We start from the raw sequence: 20,727 nt of genomic DNA, 5'->3' as shown, positions 1-20,727 counted from the left end.
ACCCCGATGCCGCTTAGCTCACTCGGCACATCCATGTGCCTCGCCCTTCGGGTGCGATGCATGCAAATCGGCTATCCTGCCGATTTGTCCTGCGCGCCGAAGGGTTTGAGCGGGGTTTTCGGAAGGGCTGTCCTAGCCCTCCGAAAACGCGCGGCATCCCTGCCGCGCCCCTGTCGGGCTGCTCACTCGGTACATCCATGTACCTCGCCCTGCGGGTGCTGCGCATGCAAATCGGCAATCCTGCCGATTTGTCCGCCCAAACCCTCCGGTGCTCGGCGCGGCATAGGGGATTTGGTATGCGCTTCGCGCGAAAAGGTGTGGCCGCGTTGCGGCCCTTTTTGACTGGTTTTGCCCCAGGGCATTGACTGGTAACTAAGCTCCGGCTTGGTTACCTGATCTTGGAAGCTCTTGCTTCTTGGTTAAATTAACGAAAGCTGGAGCTTTCAAGCTAAAGTTCCCAAACTGGAGTTTGGGAACCAGCCGCGTAGGGTGGGCACGGTTTTTGTGCCCACGCCGAATTAAAATTTGTCATGAATATTGTTTCGCTATCGCGAAGCCCAAATTTAACGCCGGTTCGCGGACCGGCAACCGCGATACTTTTCTTTGCTTGTCCAAAGAAAAGTATCCAAAAGAAATGACACCCCGATGCCGCTTTTATCCTGTGCGCCGAAGGGTTTGAGCGGGGTTTTCGGAAGGGCTGTCCTAGCCCTCCGAAAACGCGCGGCATCCCTGCCGCGCCCCTGTCGGGCTATTCCGCCCAAACCCTCCGGTGCTCGGCGCGGCATAGGGGATTTGGTATGCGCTTCGCGCGAAAAGGTGTGTCCGCGTTGTGGCCCTTTTTGACTGGTTTTCTGGTTCCCACGCGCTGCGTGGGAACCAGACTTGCTCGCGTCGCGGGCCGATTGCCCCAGGGCATTGACTGGTAACAAAGCTCCGGCTTGGTTACCTGATCTTGGAAGCTCTTGCTTCTCGGTTAAATTAACGAAAGCTGGAGCTTTCAAGATAAAGTTCCCAAAATTATTTATACCGGTAAAAGCTATGCAATGTCCGATTTGCAAGTTTGGCTTTATGATTGATGCTTTATCGAATGTGTCGCTGGACTCTGGCGAGGCGGTTTTAATATTCAAAAATGTGCCTGCCAAGGTTTGCAATAACTGTGGCGAAGAGTATTTCGAGGGAAATATCACTGCGTCGATTCTCGCGCAGGCAAGCTCACCATTAAGCCAGTCCTCGCAATTTCAAGTACGACGTTTTGACTGGTAACCAAGCTCCGGCTTGGTTACCTGATCTTGGAAGCTCTTGCTTCTTGGTTAAATTAACGAAAGCTGGAGCTTTCAAGCTAAAGTTCCCAAACTGGAGTTTGGGAACCAGAAACTGTATTAGTTGTGCAGACGCCGTGTAGCCTGATTTAGCGCCAGCTGTGACCGGAAGCAAACCAATGAGCATTATTTGCTGCCCGGTAATCCGGTGATTACCTACGAATCCGGTTCGGGGTTGGTCCCGTTATTTCGCCCCGAGCATCGCAGATTTTGACGAGATTAGCCCGAAGGGGCGATGCATGGATGCATCGCGTTTTACGCAGGGGCTGGGAAGCCCCTTCGGAAAACCCTCGGCAAAATCGAGAAGCGCAGGATTAGGGCGGAATGCCGGGTCGCTTTTTCTTTGGATACTTTCTTTTGGCGACGCAAAAGAAAGTATCTCGGCTGTCGGGCCGAGACCCGACGTAAATCAATCGTCGCGATAGCGACACCTCAAAAAACTATAAAAAAAACACCTACTCACCATGCAAATCTGGATCGACGCCGACGCCTGTCCCAAGGCGATCAAAGACATTCTGTTTCGGGCGGCGGAGCGCTGCCAGTTGACGACCACGCTGGTGGCGAACCAAAGCATCCCAATCCCGCCGTCGCGTTATATCCGTATGCTGCGCGTCGCCGGCGGCTTCGACGTGGCGGATAACGAGATCGTGCAGCGTATGGTGGCGGGGGATTTGGTCGTGACCGGTGACATTCCGCTGGCGGCGCAAGCGATAGCCAAAGGTGGCCACGTTATCGATCCGCGCGGCGAGCGTTACAGCGAACACAATATCGGCGAACGTTTGGCGATGCGTGACTTCATGGACGGCTTGCGCAGCAGCGGCGTCGATACCGGCGGCCCGGCGGCGTTGAGTGCGCGCGACGTGCAAGCCTTTGCCAACCAACTGGACCGCTTGCTGGCTCGGCCTGCCGACGAGCGATAAGCTGCTCGGTTCCGGTCGTGCTAGCTGGGGCGGCTTCGATTTTGCCAATAACGTTACTCTCGCATGCCGTCGGGAGACTGTTTCTGTCCTTTTTGCGCTACTTCAATCGACCGCAACTCCAGCTTTGGATAATGGCCGCAATCGAAAAGTGTTACGGCCGATCGCGGCGGGTACCCAATAAAACCGGATGTTTCTGCAATAGGGAGTATGATCGGGCATTGGGGCGATTTTGCCCGACGTTTAACGCAGGGCTTTACCGGAGTAAATTATGGCTTCACTGGATATGTACGGCGCTTATGATCTGAGCCTGGCTAAGATCGACGAATTGGTTACCAAAATCTCCGAGGGCAATTATGCCCTGGGAGTGATCAATCAAAACACGCATAAATTCGTCGTCAAGTATGTCGGGCGGGCTGAAGAAGATCTCAACGTGCGGTTGAAACAGCATGTCGGTAAATACCCCAAATTCAAGTTCAGCTACGCCGTGTCGCCACAAGCGGCGTTCGAGAAGGTATGCCGCAACTTTCACGATTTCGGCGGTACGCAAAAACTGCGCAATACCGTCCATCCCAAACCGCCGGCGCACGCCGATTGGAAATGCCCTTGCTGCGGCATGTCCGCCGATTAAGCGCTAGTTTGCGCCGCTGTTAAGCCTCAATTTATCGGCGAGGTTTCTTGAGGCTGCGGCTGCCGGTGCTTAGCGGCCTGTAGTCGGAGTTTACTGCTTGATGCCGGTGGAAACGAAGGTTCCCAACACGTTGTCGCTGCAGGTCGCGGTGATCTGGTTGCCGTCGCTGCTGACGGTGCCGCTGCAATTGCCCTGCGAAGTCCAGCCGTTTTGATATTGGGCGAAATAGTTGTAGCTGATGTTCTGGGCGACGACTGTCCCGCTGCCCTTGGACTCGTAGCCTATGCCTTGCGGCAGCATGCCCCAACTGTTGAACTGAAAACCGGTATTTTGCTGGACGATGCGCGAGCCGTTGGCCGGTGCGGCGGGGTTGTACCAAGTGCCGCTGATATCGATGACCGGCACCGGCAGGGCAACTTGGGTGTTGCTGCTGAGATGATGGGATGCATTGGCGGTCGGCTCAGGCGTGACTGCCGTTGCTGTTGGCGGAGAGACCTGCGGTTTGGGGGAAATTTTATCCCAATTGCTGATCGCCGCGACCGCGACCGAGCCGATCACGGTGATTACGGTAGCAATGATGGTGGCGTTAGGGCCGGATTCCGCCATGATTTTCTCCTGCTGGCTGTTTTCGGCGGATTATAGCGCGGCCGGCGAATTCGCTGCAGGGCCTTAGCTGCGGAACGAAGCGCAGCGCGTCGATCGTGTAATCCGGTGCATGTTGTGATTGAAATGCCTGGGTTTATGGTGTCGCTACCGCGCAGTCAAATTTAACGCCGGCTCGCGGACCGGCATTTAAAAAGCATCCGTCGCAAATGCGCGCGACGTGAAAACCTTCGCCAAACTGGACTGCTTGCTGGCCCGGCCTGCCGGCGAGGGTTAAGCCGCCCGGTTCCGGTGTTGGCTATGCCGACGCTGGAGAGGGACTGTTTTTATAGCGTTTGATTTCGGTTGCAACCAGTAGGTGGAGATGAAAAAAATCAGTATTCTGTATCCTAACCGGGCGGGTGCCCGCTTCGATTTTGCTTATTACCTGGATTCCCACATGCCGCTGTCGATAGCACGCCTCAGCGCGCACCCAGGGTATCGCGGAGTATCGGTCGAGCGGGGGCTTAGCGGCGCGGTGCCGGGTAGCGAGCCGGTTTATGTCGCGATGTGTCATTTTCTGTTCGAATCGGTGGAAGATTTTTTGGCGGCTTTCATGCCGCATGCCGCCGAATTACAGGGTGATATGCCGAATTACACCGATATAGAACCGGTGATTCAGCTCAACGACGTGTTGATTTCTGCGTAATTCGGCAGCTTGATCTGACCGGATCGGGAAGGCTCGCCGGAGAGGCGATTGGCCGATGGCGTTACTGCCGCTCGCCGAGCTAAGTCGCGGAGTCCGAGCATTCGCGCTCTGCGGTTAGCTTTATTGCGCCGTTAGAGCGGCCCGGCTAGAAAGCGTCCAAAAACACCGGCGCTTTGCCGAACTCGGTCTTATATTCGCCGTTAGGCACGTACCAACCTGGGCCTTGAGACCCGCCATGCCATGACACGCGCTTGCCGTCTGTGGCCCATTTATCGAGTTTCTCGCCGCTTTTGGTCAGGTAGTTGGATGCGTAACAAACGGTATTTAGCCAAGGGTCGATGATTAGCCAGGATTGGGCGATCTTGCGGCTGGTGAAATCGGCCGTCGATGCATATTTGCGCGCCGTATCCGGGATCGCTTCCTGCGAAACCAGGCAAAAAGCGTGGTCGCCTTTGCCGTAAACGATGCCGATGTAGAGTAAATCGCGCTTGATATTGTAGATTTTCTTAGCGTAGTAAGCGCTCAATGCCGCCATTTCTCCGCAGTTGCCCGAGCGGTCGGCGATCGTCATCTTCACCAATTTCTCGGCCAAGTCTAAGTGCGACGCGACGCCGTTAAGCCTGTGTTTGTCAGACTCGTCGGCTTCCAGCCATCGGGTCATGCCTTTGGCGCTCATAGTCGCCAAAATGGCAGAGCCAGCAAGATCCACGTCGTATAGCTTATTACTGGATTTATGGCCTTTTTTAAAGAATTCTCTGACTAGAGCCTTAATTTTCTCGCCTTCGTCCACCAGCATGGTTGTACCCTCCAAAGTCTGATTCTTTGTAATATTAAGTGTCCCGCTCTCCGCCGTTTCGGTGGAGTACCATACCAGGTTGGCCTTACCCGGCATTAGGGTTTTTGGCGGCGTATGCTTAGTATAAACGGATACCTTACGGCGGATAAGGATGACTGGCGTTGAACGGTGAACGGCGCATAAGCCGGGTTCCGGCGCGGCCGGTCAAAGGCGGTCTATGATTTCGATACAACGCTGGAACGCACTCCGGATGATGAAGAAGGTCATCGCCAGCGGAAACGACAGATAATGTTCCGGCAGCGTCAGGCAAACCAGCACCAGCGCGGCAATCAAACCCGGCGTGACGCGGGACAGGTAGGTCTCGAAGTAGCGGAAGGTTTCCTGGGACTCCCAATCGAAGCGCGGGCTGCGGTTGATAAACCCGAACAGCATCCAGGCGGCGAGCAGAGCGAAATAGACCGGAAACACGCTGAATTGCGGCGAACCTTCGCTGAACAGCGGTTTCCAGTAGCCGTACCAAGCCCATAGGCTGGCGCAGGCAAAACCGTCTTGCCAGGCCGCACTGCTGAGGCGTTTCAGGCCGCCCGCCAGCAAGAATATCGCCGCGATTGCGGCTGCGGACATCCAAACGGCTTCCAGATTCAGCAAGGGCAAAACCGGGTTATGGGTTTCGATCAGGGTGGTCAGGATCAGGCTGCAGGCTATGAATACAGGCATCGGCGTCATTCGGTATCAAAGGATGACACAGTCTGCCCTAAAATCGCGCTTAACCCAAGCTGCGAGAAGCGGCATACCGGCGCGGCCGGTATGCCGTTGCGGATTAACTCAAGCGAACCGCTTCGCTCAGGCCCACATCGGTATGTTGTTGCCGCCGCCGGCATTGCTGTCGGCCAGGCGTTCGGAGTAGGCGTCGCCTTGACGGAATACCAATTCGTCGACCGCGCCCAGCAGATGGAAAATAAAGCCGAATGCGCCCAGATTCAGCGAATGGCCGGATTCGTGTTCGATGTGCCAATCGCCGGAATTCATGTCGACGAAGGCGAAATTACCCATATTGAAGGCGGTATCCCAGACGTTGAGATTGCTGATCAGGCCGCCCTTGACGAAAATCGTGCCGGTCGGCCAATCCACGCGCAGACCTTGCAGTTTCAGGTATTGCACTTGAAAGCCGGTGACGGCGGCCAGCAACAGGCTGAACAACAGAAACAGCAAGCCCAACAGCACGATAGGCCAACTCATCGGCAGACACCAGTTAGACCAGCCGATCAAGGCCTGATACACCTCGAACTGCGAAATCCATTTGACGATGGCCAACAGGTTCAAGCCGAACAAGCCGATCGCCACGCCCTGCGCCAAGCCGGCATTGCCGGTCTGGCTGAGCAGTTCGAATATCAACAAGCCGTTTAACGAGGCATTGCTACCCACCAACATACCGCGGATGAATTCGGAAAATCCGGTCGCGGCGGAGACGGTGGTAGCCGCCAGGATGTAAAACACCAGCATCGCACCGGCATAAACGCCGAAGGTGATGCCCATACTCTTTGCCAGAAAAAATATCAAAGCAAACAGGCCGACAGCGGTCAGACCGCCGAGAATGACTAGCCAAGTTTTAATGACCATAGCGACTCCCCTCAATCAAGATTTAGTTTTCATCGATCGGGCGCTTAGCGTTAGCTTCACCGAATCGAAGTGTCCACGCTGGTTTCGGCCGTGTCGACGTCCGGACCCCGGCGCGGTTGTCTGGCGGCTGATGCGAGCCGCAAACCCTCATTACTCCTATGCGTATGTTTATGCAAGATTTTTTCGTTTTTGCATCCCCAGCGTAGCCATCACGCCGGACAAGAACAGCCAGATACCTGCTGGCAATGGCACTGCGGTAACCGTAAAACTGTCGACCGAGAACCGGATTTGGTCGTCGGCGAAATTGGGCCGATTGGGGACGTTAAAGTCCAGCCAGCGCCAATCGGGGCCGTTGATGGCCGCCAGCGGGATCGAGGACCAGTCGGACAAATCCGGCGGCAGCGTATCGTTCCAGAGTTGACCGGTCGCATTCTCTTGGAGCAAGCCGAATTGCATTGCCGGATTGGCAAGTCCGTTCCAATCGGTATTGGAAATGCTGGCGCCGCCGACGATCAAACCGTCCGCCGGCAAAGTGGCGGAACCGTTTTGCTGGTCGTTCTGTACCCACAAATTGACCGGCGCTGCCAACGATGCAGTGAAACCGTTGCCGAAACGGTGGGAAAGCGCGCTGACGACGCCGGTGTCGACATCGTAGGTAAAACTGCCGGACATTGCGCTGCCGATGGCAACGCCGTTACCGACCAGCAAGCTACCGATATCGGTGACGGTGCCGGTGTAATCGACCCGAATCGACTGCGCCTGACCGGACAGCGGCAACAATAAACCGCTGCTTGCAATCAAAATATGGATTAAAGTAAATTTCATGATAACTCCTGTGGAAAATCGGTTTTCCCAAGTCGGCTCGGAGTCTGCAGCGCCGGATGGATCTGGCGGCGTTCCGGGTTCCGAATCGGCTTGAAGGGTAGAAGTAATGTATCGGGCCCGGTCTGGCCCGGCTGTGAGCATTTCCACTGGGCCAAGGTGAATTTGTCCGCACCCGGCGCCGGCATTCCGGAAAATGTCGGCCGGTTGAGCCGGATCGGCCCGGCGATAACCACAAGGCATAATGACGATGACGATGGAAAGACGCGATAAGCTCGGGTTGGCGCTGTTACCGCTACTGGCGCTTGCCGCCTGCACGCCGGGCGCTCCGCCGCTGGATGCCGCGGCCGCATTGCCGAACGGCCCGCGGACGCCGATTTTCGTCACCGCCGCCCGCCAGAAAGTCGAGGTAAAACAGGCGTTGGCGGCAGCCGGCTTTCGTCTTGTCGACGAGTTGGCGGACGACGCCTTGTTGCTGCGGGCGACGATCGGTATCGACCAGGGCGAGCAAGCCTGCGGGACGATGAACAATGTTCGGTTGCAACTGCGGCGTCAGGGCGACAATGTCGCGGAAGTCGTCGGCAAGGGGTGGACCGGGAGCTGTCAGCCAAATGTACTCGAGGAACTTAGCCGCAAGTTATGGCGGCACCTTTTCGCTCAAACGCCACAATAGGAACCGGACCGATGACATCACCACTTTGCCCACCCCTGCGTTCTATCGCCGCCGTCTGCGGTATGGCCCTGTCGGGCTGCGCTTACATTAGCGACGGGACCAAGCTGGGGCCGATTTCGCCGCCGGCCAACACAATGAAACCGATGGTGGAGCACACCGTCGGCGACTTCGCGTTTACCTTGGAAGGCGGCAAAATGGTCACGTCCACTCTGGCCGGTAGCTTGATCAACCAGAACGTGATGGATGCCTGGCAAGATAAAGGCTACATCCGCGATCACGAAGCGGTGGAACCCGGCGAGTTTACCGGTAAAGCCGATTACCAATTGACCTTGAGCGGCAGCCAATACGGCGATTCCAGTATCGGCATGCAGATTTTGAGCGGGCTGACGCTGACCTTGATCCCGTACACCGTGACCCAGAGTTACGACATCCAATACACCTTGGCCGACGTCAAGACCGGCAAAAAGTACAGCGGCAGTATCGAAGAATCCAATAAAGGCTACGTCGAACTGTTTATGCTGTTTGCGTTGCCGTTTTCCAAGCAGAACCAGGACGCCATGTTCGGCCGAATCGGCGACCATCTTTACGATCAGCTCTACCGGCAAGGCGCATTCCAGGCGCCGCCTGCCGCTCAATAAGCCGGGTTGCCGCCGGCTGTGCGACTTTTTGACGGGCTGACAGCCGGCCCATGGTCGAGCCGGCCAGCCGCGCACGGTCGGTGTCGGCGCGGGCTATCCGGGAGGGACGATTGGCCGGACTACAACTCGATACGTTCCGGCGCGACTCTGAGAATTTCGTCGATGGTGGTGATACCGGCCGCGACTTTTTCGGCGCCGCTGAGCCGCAACGGCCGCATGCCTTCCTTGATCGCCTGTTTTTGCAGCAGCGCGGTGTCGCAGCCTTCCACGATCAGCTTTTCCAGTGCCGGGCTGTTCTCGAAAATTTCGTAAATGCCGACCCGGCCGGCGAAACCGGTATTGCGGCATTCCTTGCAACCGACGGCCTTGAACAACTGCTTGGGCGGCGCCACCTTGAACGGCGCCACCAGCCCCCGCCACAGGTTTTCGTCGGTGGGTGCCGCAGTTTTGCAGTGCTTGCACAGCACCCGGATCAGACGTTGGGCCATGATGCCGAGCACGGTCTGTTGGATCAGGTAACCTGGCACGCCGATATCCAGCAGACGGGTCACCGCGGCCGGCGCGTTGTTGGTGTGTAGTGTCGAGATTACCAAGTGGCCGGTCAGCGAGGCCTGTACCGCCATTTCCGCGGTTTCCAGATCGCGAATCTCGCCGACCATGATGATGTCCGGATCTTGCCGCAGCAAGGTGCGGATGCCGCTGGCGAAATCCAGCCCGATATTGGCCTGGACCTGCATCTGATTGAAGGCCGGCTCGATTTGCTCGATCGGGTCTTCCACCGTGCATAAATTGATTTCCGGCGTCGCCAGCCGCTTCAGGGTCGAATACAGCGTCGTGGTCTTGCCGGAGCCGGTCGGGCCGGTGACCAGAATGATGCCGTGGGTATGGCCGACCAGGCGGTTCCACAGCGTCAGTTCCTGCTTGCTGAAGCCGAGTTGTACGTAATCGCGTAGTAACACTTCCGGGTCGAAAATCCGCATCACCAGCTTCTCGCCGAACGCGGTCGGCATGGTCGACAGCCGCAGTTCGATTTCCTTGCCGTTGCTGTTCTGGGTTTTGATCCGGCCATCTTGCGGCAGCCGCTTTTCGGCGATGTTCATCCGTCCCAGAATTTTCAGTCGACTCAAAACCGCGTTCATGATCGGCATCGGAAATTGGTAGACGTTATGCAGGATACCGTCGATCCGAAACCGGACGTTGCCCTGCAGGCGGCGCGGTTCCATGTGGATGTCGCTGGCGCGCTGGTCGAAGGCGTATTGCAGCAGCCAGTTCACCAGATTGACCACATGCTGGTTGTTGGCGTCCAGATCCGCGACTTTGCTCAGTTCGACCAATTGTTCGAAATTCTGGCCTTCCGCGGCGCGGCCGTCGTTGTGGCTTTGCGCGCCTTTCAGCGATTTGGAAAAGTTATAGAACTCGTCCAGGTAGCGCTTGATTTCGTCGGGGTTGGCGAATACGCAACGAATCTTGCCGTGGTGCATTTTCGCCAGATCGGTTTGCCAGGCGCGGATGAAGGGTTCGGCGGTGGCGACCACGATTTCGTCGTCGTTGATTTTGATCGGCAGAATGTTGTAATTGCCGGCGTAGGCCTTGCTGAACAGGGCCGTCACGGTCGGCACATCGATTTTCAACGGATCGAAATAGTAGTAGGGCAGGGCCAGCTTCTTCGCCAGCCACTGGGTCAGATCCTCCTGCGACAGCGCCTTGCCCAGCTGGGTTTGGTCGGACAGCTCGCATTCTGACAAAACCTTGAGCGGATGCTTGTTTAGATTGATCTTGGCTGCCGCATATTGCCGGCATTTCTCCAAATCCTGCGCCGACAGAATCCGGTCCTCTTGCAGCCAGCGGATGACCTGTTGAATCTCCAGTTTTCGGTCTTCGGTTTTGCTTTCTTCCCGCATGTGTTTGGTTTGCTGTGAATTCGGGAAGTTAGTCTAGCTAATTATTGGCCGGACGGTGTGGCCAAGCTTTGGCTTCAACCGTATTGCCGAGGTAACTGCGGCTTGACGAAGCGGACTGAGACGCGCCAATCCGGAAACAGGAGGCGGCGGAAACTGGACACAAAAAAGCCGGCTGACGCCGGCTTGGTATGGAAATGCTAACGGATTAGCGCTTGACGTTAATTTTTCTGGCTCCGAAACCTAACAGGCCGATACCCATCAGGCTCAAGACGCCTGGTTCTGGAATGGTCGGAATGTTGTCGGTACCCGTGCCGTTGGTGTAAGCGTAGTGGCTCAATCTACCGATATTGCAGTTGTTCGCACCGCATCCACCGGTGATGTTGTTGACTTGGGCGTTGGTCCATACCAGTTTGGTCATTTCTCCGATGTTTTCGAAGAAATAGGTATCGTTCACTCCGCCCAAGCCGCCGGTGCCGAATTTCAGCAGAAAATAGCCAGGTTGATCCGGAGTGACGTCGAGGTACCATTGGCCGGCGCCGTCGGCGACTGCCGTTACCGAGCCGCTGCTTTTGTAGTCCATCACCAAATTGTCGCCGCTAGATCCCAACAAGGCTTTCAATGCGTTTAATTCGCTTGCGTCGCCTGAATTGCCGAGGTTTGCCGAACCGATCAGGTTGTCGGCAGTATAGGTGGCTGCTTGCAATGCCGGCGCGGCAAACCCGATGCCGATCGCAATCGCTGCAATGTATAAGTGTTTGAATTTCATGGCGTCTCTCCCCCGATGAGATATAAGTTAAAAAAAGGAAAAATTCCCTTTAGATTGAGCATGAAATATGCCTATAAAACTATTTTGATCTTTATCAGAGAGTTATGAGTTCTTTGTAACGCGATTTTCACATAACTGTAAAAAAATACGACACTAGAAGAATCAAGCACAACACCGCAGGAATGGGGCGGTATCATTTGCAGATGCGTCCCGGTTTAGGGTTGGATGTCGCATAAATCCTGGGTGCCGGCGCGGTATCGCGCGCTAGCTGATTCGGACATCGGCCTCAGAGCAGAGCTGAGTTGTTAAATTTTCCGGCATCTGAGGTATCAATCAGCAGCGAGCCCAGCGACCTGCCCGGCTGACATCGACGGGGCTTACTTCCCGGTATCACTCAGCGTTGGGTGCGTGCATTTTTGCGCAATTTGACCGGCTTAAACCGGACCGGAAACGGCTGGAAGCGCCGCACCAGCCATTTGCGCAATTCTTCCAGGACCAGCAGGCTGACGACGAAGGGCAGCGTGAACAGCCAGACCTCGCCGCCGATCGGTGCGGCGCCGAACAGGGCGTTGCCCCACGGCGTGTAGACGATGGCCAGGATCAGCCCAAGTTCCAACAGGATGCCGGACAGGATCAGTTTGTTATCCAGCAACGCCGTGCCGAGCAGGCCGTGCTGGCGCTGCTTGCAGACGAAGACGTTGGCGATCTGCATCATGATGATCGCGCTGAGGCAGGCCGTGGTTGCCTGCAAATACAAGGGCTGGCGGCCGTGCAGGATTTGGCCGTACTCCCAGCCGCCGCGCTCCAGCACGAAAAAGAACGTCGCCATAGCCGCGACGGCTTCCAACACGCCCAGAAAGCCGTAGGCGCGAGCCAATAAGCGCCAGTCGATCAGGGTTTCCTTTTGGGAGCGGGGGGCTTGCTTCATCACATCCGTGTCGGGTTTTTCGACGCCCAGGCCCAGCGCCGGCAGCATGTCGGTGCCCAGATCGACGGCCAAGATCTGGATGATGGTCAGCGGCAGCGGAATCTTGAACAGCACGAAAGCCAGATAGGGCACCACTTCCGGAATGTTCGATGTGAGTATATAGGTCAGAAACTTGCGAATGTTGTCGAATACGGCGCGGCCTTCCTCGATCGCGGCGACGATGCTGGCGAAGTTGTCGTCCAGCAAAATCATGTCGGCCGCTTCTTTGGCGACATCGGTGCCGGCCTTGCCCATGGCGATGCCGATGTCGGCCTTTTTCAGCGCCGGCGCGTCATTGACGCCGTCGCCGGTGACCGCGACGACATGCTGCTTGCGTTGCAGGGCTGCGACGATCTGCATTTTCTGGTCGGCGCCGACCCTAGCAAAAACAATTTCTTCCGCATCCAGCGCGACTTGCAATTGGCTGGGCGTCAGTTTCTTCAATTTGTCGCCGACGATGACCTTGGGATGCTCGCCGCGCACCAGGCCGATTTGGCGGGCGATGGCGACCGCGGTGTGCGGGTGGTCGCCGGTGACCATGATGACTTTGATGCCGGCCTGGTGGCATTGGGCGATGGCGTCGGCGACTTCGGGCCGCGGCGGGTCTTCCAGACCGACCAGACCGCTGAATACCAAATCCTGTTCCGGATCGTCGGGTAACGCCTCCGGCAGCGCCCGATAAGCCAGCGCCAGTACCCGCAAACCTTGGTCGGCCATGGTTTGTAGCGCGTCGGTCAATTGTTGGCGGCGGTCGTCGTCGAGAGTCTCTATCTTATTGTCGAACATAATCTTCCGGCATAGCGGCAGTACCATTTCCAGTGCGCCCTTGCAGTACAGCATGTTTCCGGACGGGGTGCTGTGGATGGTGGACATCCGCTTGCGGTCGGTGTCGAAAGCGACTTCGCCGGTCTTCGGATAATCGATGCGCATGCCTTGGGCGTGAGCCATTTCCACCAAGGCGATTTCCATCGGATCGCCCAGCGCCGCGATACCTTCCACCCGTTTCAGGTTGTGGCACAAGGCGGCGCCGGCCAGAAACGCGGCGTGCTGTTGCAGGCTATGTTGGTCCAAGTGTGCGGGGACGCAATGGCGGCCGTCCACAAACAGCTGCTTGACCGCCATCCGGTTCTCGGTCAGAGTCCCGGTTTTATCGGTACAGATCACCGTGGTCGAACCCAGGGTTTCCACCGACGGCAGATTGCGGATCAGGGCGTTGCGCTTGGCCATGCGTTGTGTTGCCATCGCCAGCGATAGCGTCACGGTCGGTAACAGCCCTTCCGGTACATTGGCGACGATCAGGCCGATGGCGAAGATGAAGTTTTCCCAGAAGGTCAGGCCGATGGCCTGGCCGATAAAGAAGAACGCCAGGCCCAGCGCCAGCGCCAGCAGCGCCACAAAGCGGCTCAAACGGGCGATTTGCTTTTGCAGCGGCGATTGGCTTTTCACCATGGTTTTCAGGGTGTGGGCGATTTTGCCGAACTCGGTGTGCATGCCGGTGGCGAAGACCACGGCCTTGCCTTCGCCGGCTACCACCGAGGTGCCGGCCAGCAGGATGTTGCGGCTCTGGCCGATGTCTTCGGCGGCGGACGGCAGTGCGTCGCGGCCTTTCGGCAAGGATTCGCCGGTGATGGTGGCGTTGTTGACCCGCAACGCCAACGCTTCCACCAAGCGGCAATCGGCCGGCACGTTATCGCCTTCCTGCAATACCAGCAGGTCGCCGGGCGTCAGTTCGTCGGCATAAACCAAGCCTAATTCGCCGTCGCGAATCACTTTGACCTGGCGCGGCAGCAGTTTTTGCAAGGCGGAGATGGCCTGTTCGGCCTGATGTCGTTGCCAGAACGAAAAACAGCCGTTGATCGCAATCACGCCCAGAATGGCGTAACCCAAGGTCTGCATGCCCTCGCCGGGTTGCTGCGATTCGGCGAAGAACGCCAGTCCGGCCGCCAGCCACAAGATCAGCGCAAAAAAATGCAGAAACTCCTGGGCAAACTGCAACAGCGCAGAGGTTTTCCGGGTTTCTTCGATGCGGTTGAAGCCGAATTCGCGCAGCCGGCCCTCGATCATGGCATCGTCCAGGCCGTTCAGGCTGGAGCCCAAACTTTCCAGCGCTTCGGCAGCGGTCAAATGGTGGATTTTCATGGTTCGGCACGCTAGCGAAGTGGCGGATGCCGACAGTGTAAACCCAAATTTCTCCGGCCGCGGCGCAGGCCGGCGGACCCGGAGAATACGGCGGCGAAAAAATGCGATTGTGTTTTCGGCGGCTGCGCGTGCAAACTTAGCCGGTTTTTTCCACCCATTTGCCACGATGCCCAATCTGTTTCATTTCCGACTGCCGCTGCCGAGTTTGCCGGCCATTTTCGGCTTGGCCGTGCCGCTGGCCTTGTCCGGTTGCTTGTCGCCGCTGGCCCTGGACCGCGCCGTGGTCGAATACGACAAAGCCACCGCCGATACGCTGTCGCGGCAGTTGTTGCTGAACATTGCTCGCGCCCACCAGCACCAGCCGCTGCATTTCACCGGGGTGTCCAATATTGCCGCGACCTTTAATTTTCAATTGAATGCCGGGGCGACGCCGGCGGTCACCGGCGACAACGGGTCGTTGTTGACGCCGGTGTTCGGCGGCACCGTCTCGGAAAATCCGACCATCAGCATCGTGCCGATCGAAGGCGAGGAATTCACCAAGCGGATGTTGACGCCGTTTCCGGAGAGCAAACTGACGATGCTGTTGCGCCAGGGCGTCGACGTGGATTTATTGCTGCGTTTGCTGGCCGGCGAACTGCGCTTGGCCGGCGGCGCGCAAAACGCCATCTATTCGAATCGGCCGGCCGATGCCGAAGGCTACCGCGTGTTTCGCCAGGCGGTGCTGCATCTGTCGTCGGTTCAGGACCGGCACCAACTGTTTGCCGAACCGCTGATGTTCGAGCGCGAGTGGTTGTTGCCGGCCGGCAGCGTGACGGTGGAACATCTGGCCGAGCTGGAAAAATACTACGCCGTCGAATTTCTGCCGCAATCGGGACAAGTGCGGCTGAAGAAACGGGTGGTGGGGCGCATCGTGCTGACCAATTACGATCCGGCGCTACTGAGCAACGACGAGCGGCGGCGGCTGCACGAAGAGGCCGGGCAGGGCGCCGACAACGATGTCGGCGTCGATATCCGCGCCGGCTATCCGGGCGGCGAATGGCCGCTGCACGGCGTGTTCCGCTTGCGCAGCTTTCATAATGTATTGAACTTCATCGGCGAAGGCCTTGGCGACGAGCCGGAGTTTGCGGTGGACAAACACCCGGCGACGCCGGCAGTGCGCGAAAATCCGGTGCAGACCCTGGCCTTGCAAGTCGGCGCCGACGACGGCGACCTCAGCGTCGAATTCGGCGGGCAGAATTACGCATTGCAACCCGAAACCGGCTACCAGTGGAACCGCGAGGGTTTCCGCCTGCTGTGCCAGATCTTTCAGATGACGGTCGCCAATTTGAACCAGCAAGGCGCCCCGACCATCACCATTGCCAAATAAGCGGAGAAGCTCTTGAACCAGGCTATCGATAATTCCAAGGTCATGCGTTGCGTGGCCTACCAGAAAGGCATCGGTATCGGCGACGTTACCATCGAGGACATCAGCGAGGTGCTGCTGAAGGAGGATACCTTCGTCTGGTTGGGGCTGCGCGAGGCCGACAGCGGCATTTTGCGGGCGATCCAAATCGAGTTCGGCTTGCACGATTTGGCGATCGAGGATGCCTGTTCCGCGCATCAGCGGCCGAAAATCGAGGAATACGGCGATTCGCTGTTCATCGTATTGCAGACCGCGCAGTTGGTCGACGACAGCGTCGCATTCGGCGAGACCCATTTGTTCGTCGGGCCGCGCTTTTTGGTGACGGTACGCCACGGCGCGTCGCACAGCCTGGCCCGGGTGCGGGAACGCTGCCAGGCCATGCCGCAATTGCTGGCCAAAGGCTCCGGGTTTGCGTTGTATTCGGTGATGGATTTCATCGTCGACAACTACATGCCGGTCATCAACGGCTTGCAGGAACGCTTCGATGTACTGGAATCGGCCATCTTCCAGAACCGGCCTAGCCGGCAGACCATGGAAGGCTTGTACGAATTGAAGCGCGAGTTGCTGCTGCTGGAAGGCGCGATCAATCCGGTGATCGACATTTGCAACGAACTGATGCGGTTTCACGGCGGCATGATCCACAAAGACGTGCGCTTTTATTTTCGCGATGTCGCCGACCATATCAAGCGCGTGGACCGGGCGATTCAGGGCATGCGCGAAATGCTGCTGGCGGCGATGCAGGTGCATCTGACCTTCGAAACTGTGCGGCAAAACGAAGTGGTCAAGCGTCTGGCCGGCTGGGGCGCGATTCTGGCGATTCCGACCATGGTGTTCAGTTGGTACGGCATGAATTTCCGCCACATGCCGGAACTGGATTGGGCCTTCAGTTATCCGCTGGTGCTGGCCGGCGTGGCGGCGGGCAGCCTGGGTTTGTACTGGCGTCTCAAGCGCTCCGGCTGGTTGTAGCCCGCGGCTGGCGTCTCCACGTTTCTCGACTATAGTAGCCTGACCGGCAAGCGGATGCGGTTGGTGCGTTAGAGTCGCCGAACCGAAGCAAGCGCCGCCCGCCGGTTGCGGTCACTTGGAACGGGAGTTAGCGATGCGTGCGACGAAACGGCTGGGTTTGGGGCTGGCGAGCCTGTGGTGCGGATTGGCGCAAGCCGATTACCGGGACGACATCGGCTATCGGCAATTGCAGCAGTTGCTGGGCAATGCCGCGCCGACCGGGGCCGGCGTCAATGTCGTTCTGGCCGAAGCCTCCACGGTTCCACAATCCGACAAGCTGCGCTATCCGGTGTTTGCCCCCAACACCGGGCAAACCCGGTTTGCCGGTAAAACCTTCAGTTATCCGGGGCCGCTGGCCAGTACCGGCATCTCCGATCATGCCACCGGCGTTGCCGCCATGTTTTTCGGTAACGATTCCATCGCCCCCGGCATCGCCAACATTGCCGTTTACAACGCCGATGACTGGCTGCACGGCTTGGTCGCCGCTAGCGCCGAAGCCCCGTTTGCCGGGGCCCGGATCGCCAACCATAGTTGGATCGGCAGGGCCGACAGCGAAACCGACATCGGCGCCTACCTGCGTTTGGCGGACCGCATCGTCCAGCGTTACGAATTCATTCAGGTGGTTGGCATGGACAATGGGCCGAGCGACTCGCCGTTACTCGGCAGCGCTTACAACACGATTGCGGTCGGCCGTACCGACGGCGGCCACGACCGGGGTTCGGACCCGGTCGACAGCGTCTACGGCGGTGGTCGCACCCGGCCGGATTTGGTCGCGCCGCGCTCCACCACCAGCGGCGCGACGCCTATGGTCGCCACCGCCGCGGCCTTGCTGGTCGAAACCGGTCATAGCGGTGCCGGCAATTTGTCCAACGCGGTACAAACGATTGCCGGCATCGGCCAGGTTTATAACGCCGAACGCGCCGAGACGGTCAAGGCGGCGCTGATGGCCGGGGCCGAACGGACCACCGATAATACCTCGACCGCCGCCAATCTTGCCGATTACCGCAGCGCCGGCCACCAGACCGCCAACGGCTTGGACGACCGTTTCGGTGCCGGCCAGCTCGATGTGTTCAATAGTTACCGGATCATCGCCGGCGGCGAGCAGGACAGTATCGAGGACGGCGGCAATGCCGAGCTGCGGCCGGCCGGGTTCGATGTCGACGACGCATTCGGCGGACTGAACTCGAATAGGAGCGCCAGTTACAAAATCACCGCGCTAAAGGATCTGCAATTGTCGGCGGCTTTGGTCTGGAATATCGGCGTCGCCGACGACAGCAGCTTGGCCACGGTCTTGTACGATCTGGATCTGGAGTTGTTCGACACCACGCTGCAGCGTACGGTCGGTTTATCCGATAGCCGCGTCGACAACAGCGAAAACCTGTGGCTGGCTTTGCGCGGCGGTCACGCTTACGAGCTGCGGGTGGTTGCGGCCACGGCCGGCGATTTCGTCTGGGACTATGCGTTGGCCTGGCGGATGGAGCCGCTGGCCGCGGCGCCGGTGCCGCTGCCGGCTTCGGCGTTTCTGTTCTCTGGCGCAATATTTGGATTTGCGCTATCGCGCCGCGGCGGCCGCTTGAACGGCGCCAGCCGGGTTTAGATCGCAGGTCGCCGCCAACCGGCGGCGACGCACATCGGTCTGGCGGAAGCGAAGTCGGTCAGACCTTGGCCGAGCCGGTGCCTGGCAGGAATACGCAAACTGCGGCAAATGCCATAGTACGTCAGTCATATCACCTAGCAGTTGCGCGGTTTTTGTCGAGTCAGTTCGAATGTAGCCATCCGTAAATTCTCATGTTTTTATTTTGGTATGTGATTTGCATCACGCTTATCGGCTCGTTGTCGAGCCGGTGACGGCAGGGTACGGCTTAGGCCGATGCAGGGATGCCGGTACCGCCTGTCCGTGCCGAACAAATTGGAAGATGCAAACTGTGGTATCGCGAAACCGGGGAATTCGCGTGCCGCCGACTAAAAAACATACGAGGAATTTAAATGAAATTCGCAAAAAAATCCGTTGCCAAACTACTGACCGGCGCGGCTTTGGCGTTAACCGCCAGCCATGCCAGCGCGTTCAGCTTGACCGCGATGACTGCCAACGGCCAAGTTGCCACCGTGACGCCCGGATCTTCTTACAGCCATAACGATAGCGTGGCCGCTAAAGCCTGGGCCGACGGCGGCGGTCCGGCCGGTTCCGGTTGGGGTCATACCTCCGATTGGTACCAATTCCAGGTTACCAGTGCCACCGACGTCAAAATCGTGGTCAGCGCCAATAACGCCAATGCCTTGTTGCACCCCGGCTTTTCGATTTGGTCCGTCAACGGCCCGGTCGACCATTCCAGCGGCGCTCACCGTTACAGCCAGGTCAGCGGCCCGGAAGCGAGCGGCGGCGCCCATAAAAACCAATGGATGAACGGTTTGGGCGCAGGCACGCCGCCGGCTACCTCGACTCACGTCACCGGTTTCGTCGGTTATTCGAACGGTAACAGCAATCCGGCCGACAGCAGCTTCACCAACGGCGCCGGCTATGCGGTCGGTAGCGGCAGCGCCGGTGCCAGCCGCGGTACCACAGGCGGTTTGGACTGGGCGGCCTTGGATCTGGCGAATTTGGCGCCGGGCTACTACATCATGGCCGTCGGCGGCAGTTGCTATACCCAGACCAATTGCGGTACCGCCAACGGTTCCGGCGGCTGGCTGGCGGGGTCTTATAACGTGCAGATCAATGCCGTTCCGGTCCCAGGCGCAGTTTGGCTATTCGGCAGCGCGCTGTTCGGCATGTTGGGCCTGAAACGACGCCAAGCGCTATCGGCGTAATTCCGTCGTCAATCAACGTTAACGGTCAGACCGCTCAAGGACGCTCGACTACGGACCAGGACGGTCCGGCCCCGGCAGGGACGCCGGGGTTGGCGGCCGGGCCGCACATCCCGGCCGATTTTGTTTGTCCGGCCTAAGCCTGAACTCCGGTATCGCCGGTGCCGATTCGGGCGCAACTTAAAGGCCATTCGGAGACTGAAATGATGAAATATACTTTGTCCGCCACCTTGGCGGCGGTTTTGTCGGCGGCCGCGCCGGCGCAAGCCAATACTCTGGTGGTCGACGGCACCCTGTTCCGCCAAGCGGGCGGCACCACGTTCGACGTTTGGAACATCGCTATCCAAACCGCAGGCAGTTTTAGCGTCAATCTGGCGGCCTACGAGGCCTCACAGAGCAATGTCGCGACCGCCGGCTACGCGACGGCCGATTTGAACGGCGACGGCGAACTGACCTGGTTGGACCCGGACACCCACTGGTATCTGGACGACGGTTCTGCGGGCTTGAGCGCAGCTAACCACTTGGCCCGTTGCGACGACATCGCCAATAACTGTGCGACGGTCAGCAACAGTACCATCAGTTTGACATCCCGCAGCCAAGAGCAAGGCGCGGCCGACGGTTCCATCCATTTTCGCCGCGATCCGGCCTTCGACATTGCTTTGGCTGCCGGCGCGTATCGTTTCGTAATCGCCGACTATCGGCTGACCGATGCCGAAGCCGCCGCAGGCATCAACAGCGGCGACAGCTTCTCGGCACCCGGCGGTTACGCCAACCCGATTTTGGACTACGCCGATTACCGGATTACCTTCAGTTCCGATACGCTGAATTTCGCCCGCAACGGCAACAGCATTACCGTATCGCAAGTACCGCTGCCGGGCGCGGTCTGGTTGTTCGGCAGCGTCGTCGCCGGTTGGAGTTTGCGCGCACGGCGTAAAGCCTCGACCGTCTGACCCGGCCGGGCTTGGACCTAGCGGACGGGAGTGCCGGCTGCGGTGCTCCCGTTTTCGCGTTTTCCCGTTATGATGCGGGCTGTTTAAC

General features: G+C 58.3%; 20 protein-coding genes. 11 read left to right on the top strand and 9 right to left on the bottom strand.

What is annotated here, in order from left to right:
* Positions 1-182: 182 nt before the first annotated feature.
* Entirely contained in the window at positions 183-362 is a 180-nt protein-coding gene (locus ACH518_RS17230) for a hypothetical protein (protein WP_445370973.1), read from the bottom strand.
* A gap of 553 nt (positions 363-915) precedes the next feature.
* On the opposite strand from ACH518_RS17230, the gene ACH518_RS17225 reads away from it, so the two are divergent.
* The 3 genes from ACH518_RS17225 to ACH518_RS17215 all read left to right on the top strand — a co-directional run bounded on the left by ACH518_RS17225 (position 916) and on the right by ACH518_RS17215 (position 2,867).
* Positions 916-1,263 (top strand): type II toxin-antitoxin system MqsA family antitoxin, encoded by a 348-nt coding sequence (locus ACH518_RS17225; RefSeq protein WP_445370972.1) that lies wholly within the window; start codon positions 916-918, stop codon positions 1,261-1,263.
* 520 nt (positions 1,264-1,783) lie between these two features.
* Positions 1,784-2,239 carry a YaiI/YqxD family protein gene (locus ACH518_RS17220; RefSeq protein WP_445370971.1) on the top strand — a complete coding sequence of 152 codons (456 nt, stop codon included), beginning with the start codon at positions 1,784-1,786 and terminating at the stop codon, positions 2,237-2,239.
* 268 nt (positions 2,240-2,507) lie between these two features.
* The gene (locus ACH518_RS17215; RefSeq protein WP_445370970.1) at positions 2,508-2,867 is read left to right on the top strand and encodes a hypothetical protein; all 360 of its coding nucleotides are present in this window, start codon (positions 2,508-2,510) and stop codon (positions 2,865-2,867) included.
* A gap of 90 nt (positions 2,868-2,957) precedes the next feature.
* Here the strand turns inward: ACH518_RS17215 and ACH518_RS17210 are convergent, their stop codons facing one another.
* Positions 2,958-3,473 (bottom strand): hypothetical protein, encoded by a 516-nt coding sequence (locus tag ACH518_RS17210; RefSeq protein ID WP_445370969.1) that lies wholly within the window; start codon positions 3,471-3,473, stop codon positions 2,958-2,960.
* Between the two features lie 361 nt (positions 3,474-3,834).
* Here ACH518_RS17210 and ACH518_RS17205 point away from each other — a divergent pair, with 361 nt between their 5' ends.
* Entirely contained in the window at positions 3,835-4,158 is a 324-nt protein-coding gene (locus tag ACH518_RS17205; protein WP_445370968.1) for an EthD family reductase, read from the top strand.
* 145 nt (positions 4,159-4,303) lie between these two features.
* On the opposite strand, the gene ACH518_RS17200 is transcribed toward ACH518_RS17205, so the two are convergent.
* The 4 genes from ACH518_RS17200 to ACH518_RS17185 form a co-directional block, all read right to left on the bottom strand.
* Entirely contained in the window at positions 4,304-4,954 is a 651-nt protein-coding gene (locus ACH518_RS17200) for a hypothetical protein (protein WP_140914169.1), read from the bottom strand.
* A 204-nt stretch (positions 4,955-5,158) separates the two neighbouring features.
* Positions 5,159-5,671 (bottom strand): hypothetical protein, encoded by a 513-nt coding sequence (locus ACH518_RS17195; RefSeq protein WP_445370967.1) that lies wholly within the window; start codon positions 5,669-5,671, stop codon positions 5,159-5,161.
* A gap of 126 nt (positions 5,672-5,797) precedes the next feature.
* On the bottom strand, positions 5,798-6,574 hold the full coding sequence (locus ACH518_RS17190; protein WP_445370966.1) for a hypothetical protein: 777 nt from the start codon (positions 6,572-6,574) through the stop codon (positions 5,798-5,800).
* 168 nt (positions 6,575-6,742) lie between these two features.
* Entirely contained in the window at positions 6,743-7,399 is a 657-nt protein-coding gene (locus tag ACH518_RS17185) for a hypothetical protein (RefSeq protein WP_445370965.1), read from the bottom strand.
* A 247-nt stretch (positions 7,400-7,646) separates the two neighbouring features.
* Between ACH518_RS17185 and ACH518_RS17180 the strand changes: the two genes are divergently transcribed.
* Both ACH518_RS17180 and ACH518_RS17175 read left to right on the top strand, forming a co-directional pair.
* The gene (locus tag ACH518_RS17180; protein WP_445370964.1) at positions 7,647-8,069 is read left to right on the top strand and encodes a hypothetical protein; all 423 of its coding nucleotides are present in this window, start codon (positions 7,647-7,649) and stop codon (positions 8,067-8,069) included.
* A gap of 11 nt (positions 8,070-8,080) precedes the next feature.
* Positions 8,081-8,707, top strand: a complete 627-nt coding sequence (locus tag ACH518_RS17175; RefSeq protein ID WP_445370963.1) for a hypothetical protein — start codon at positions 8,081-8,083, stop codon at positions 8,705-8,707.
* 119 nt (positions 8,708-8,826) lie between these two features.
* Here ACH518_RS17175 and ACH518_RS17170 read toward each other — a convergent pair whose 3' ends face one another.
* From ACH518_RS17170 to ACH518_RS17160, 3 genes are all read right to left on the bottom strand, one after another.
* Positions 8,827-10,608 (bottom strand): GspE/PulE family protein, encoded by a 1,782-nt coding sequence (locus ACH518_RS17170; protein WP_445370962.1) that lies wholly within the window; start codon positions 10,606-10,608, stop codon positions 8,827-8,829.
* A gap of 205 nt (positions 10,609-10,813) precedes the next feature.
* Positions 10,814-11,374 carry a PEP-CTERM sorting domain-containing protein gene (locus ACH518_RS17165; protein WP_445370961.1) on the bottom strand — a complete coding sequence of 187 codons (561 nt, stop codon included), beginning with the start codon at positions 11,372-11,374 and terminating at the stop codon, positions 10,814-10,816.
* Positions 11,375-11,768: 394 nt separating this feature from the next.
* Positions 11,769-14,480, bottom strand: coding sequence for a cation-translocating P-type ATPase (locus tag ACH518_RS17160; RefSeq protein WP_445370960.1), 2,712 nt, complete (start codon positions 14,478-14,480; stop codon positions 11,769-11,771).
* 166 nt (positions 14,481-14,646) lie between these two features.
* Between ACH518_RS17160 and ACH518_RS17155 the strand changes: the two genes are divergently transcribed.
* The 5 genes from ACH518_RS17155 to ACH518_RS17135 all read left to right on the top strand — a co-directional run bounded on the left by ACH518_RS17155 (position 14,647) and on the right by ACH518_RS17135 (position 20,639).
* Positions 14,647-15,846, top strand: coding sequence for a hypothetical protein (locus tag ACH518_RS17155; protein ID WP_445370959.1), 1,200 nt, complete (start codon positions 14,647-14,649; stop codon positions 15,844-15,846).
* 42 nt (positions 15,847-15,888) lie between these two features.
* The gene (locus ACH518_RS17150; protein WP_445373013.1) at positions 15,889-16,848 is read left to right on the top strand and encodes a magnesium and cobalt transport protein CorA; all 960 of its coding nucleotides are present in this window, start codon (positions 15,889-15,891) and stop codon (positions 16,846-16,848) included.
* A 133-nt stretch (positions 16,849-16,981) separates the two neighbouring features.
* Positions 16,982-18,484: a hypothetical protein gene (locus tag ACH518_RS17145; protein WP_445370958.1), complete on the top strand. Its 1,503-nt coding sequence runs from the start codon at positions 16,982-16,984 to the stop codon at positions 18,482-18,484.
* A gap of 389 nt (positions 18,485-18,873) precedes the next feature.
* Positions 18,874-19,692 (top strand): PEP-CTERM sorting domain-containing protein, encoded by an 819-nt coding sequence (locus ACH518_RS17140; RefSeq protein WP_445370957.1) that lies wholly within the window; start codon positions 18,874-18,876, stop codon positions 19,690-19,692.
* 200 nt (positions 19,693-19,892) lie between these two features.
* Positions 19,893-20,639, top strand: coding sequence for a hypothetical protein (locus ACH518_RS17135; RefSeq protein WP_445370956.1), 747 nt, complete (start codon positions 19,893-19,895; stop codon positions 20,637-20,639).
* Positions 20,640-20,727: the final 88 nt, after the last annotated feature.

The organism is Methylomonas sp. HW2-6, from assembly GCF_052474525.1.
The sequence above is the reverse complement of the archived record's forward strand: the minus strand, read 5'-3'. Positions and strand labels throughout refer to the sequence as shown.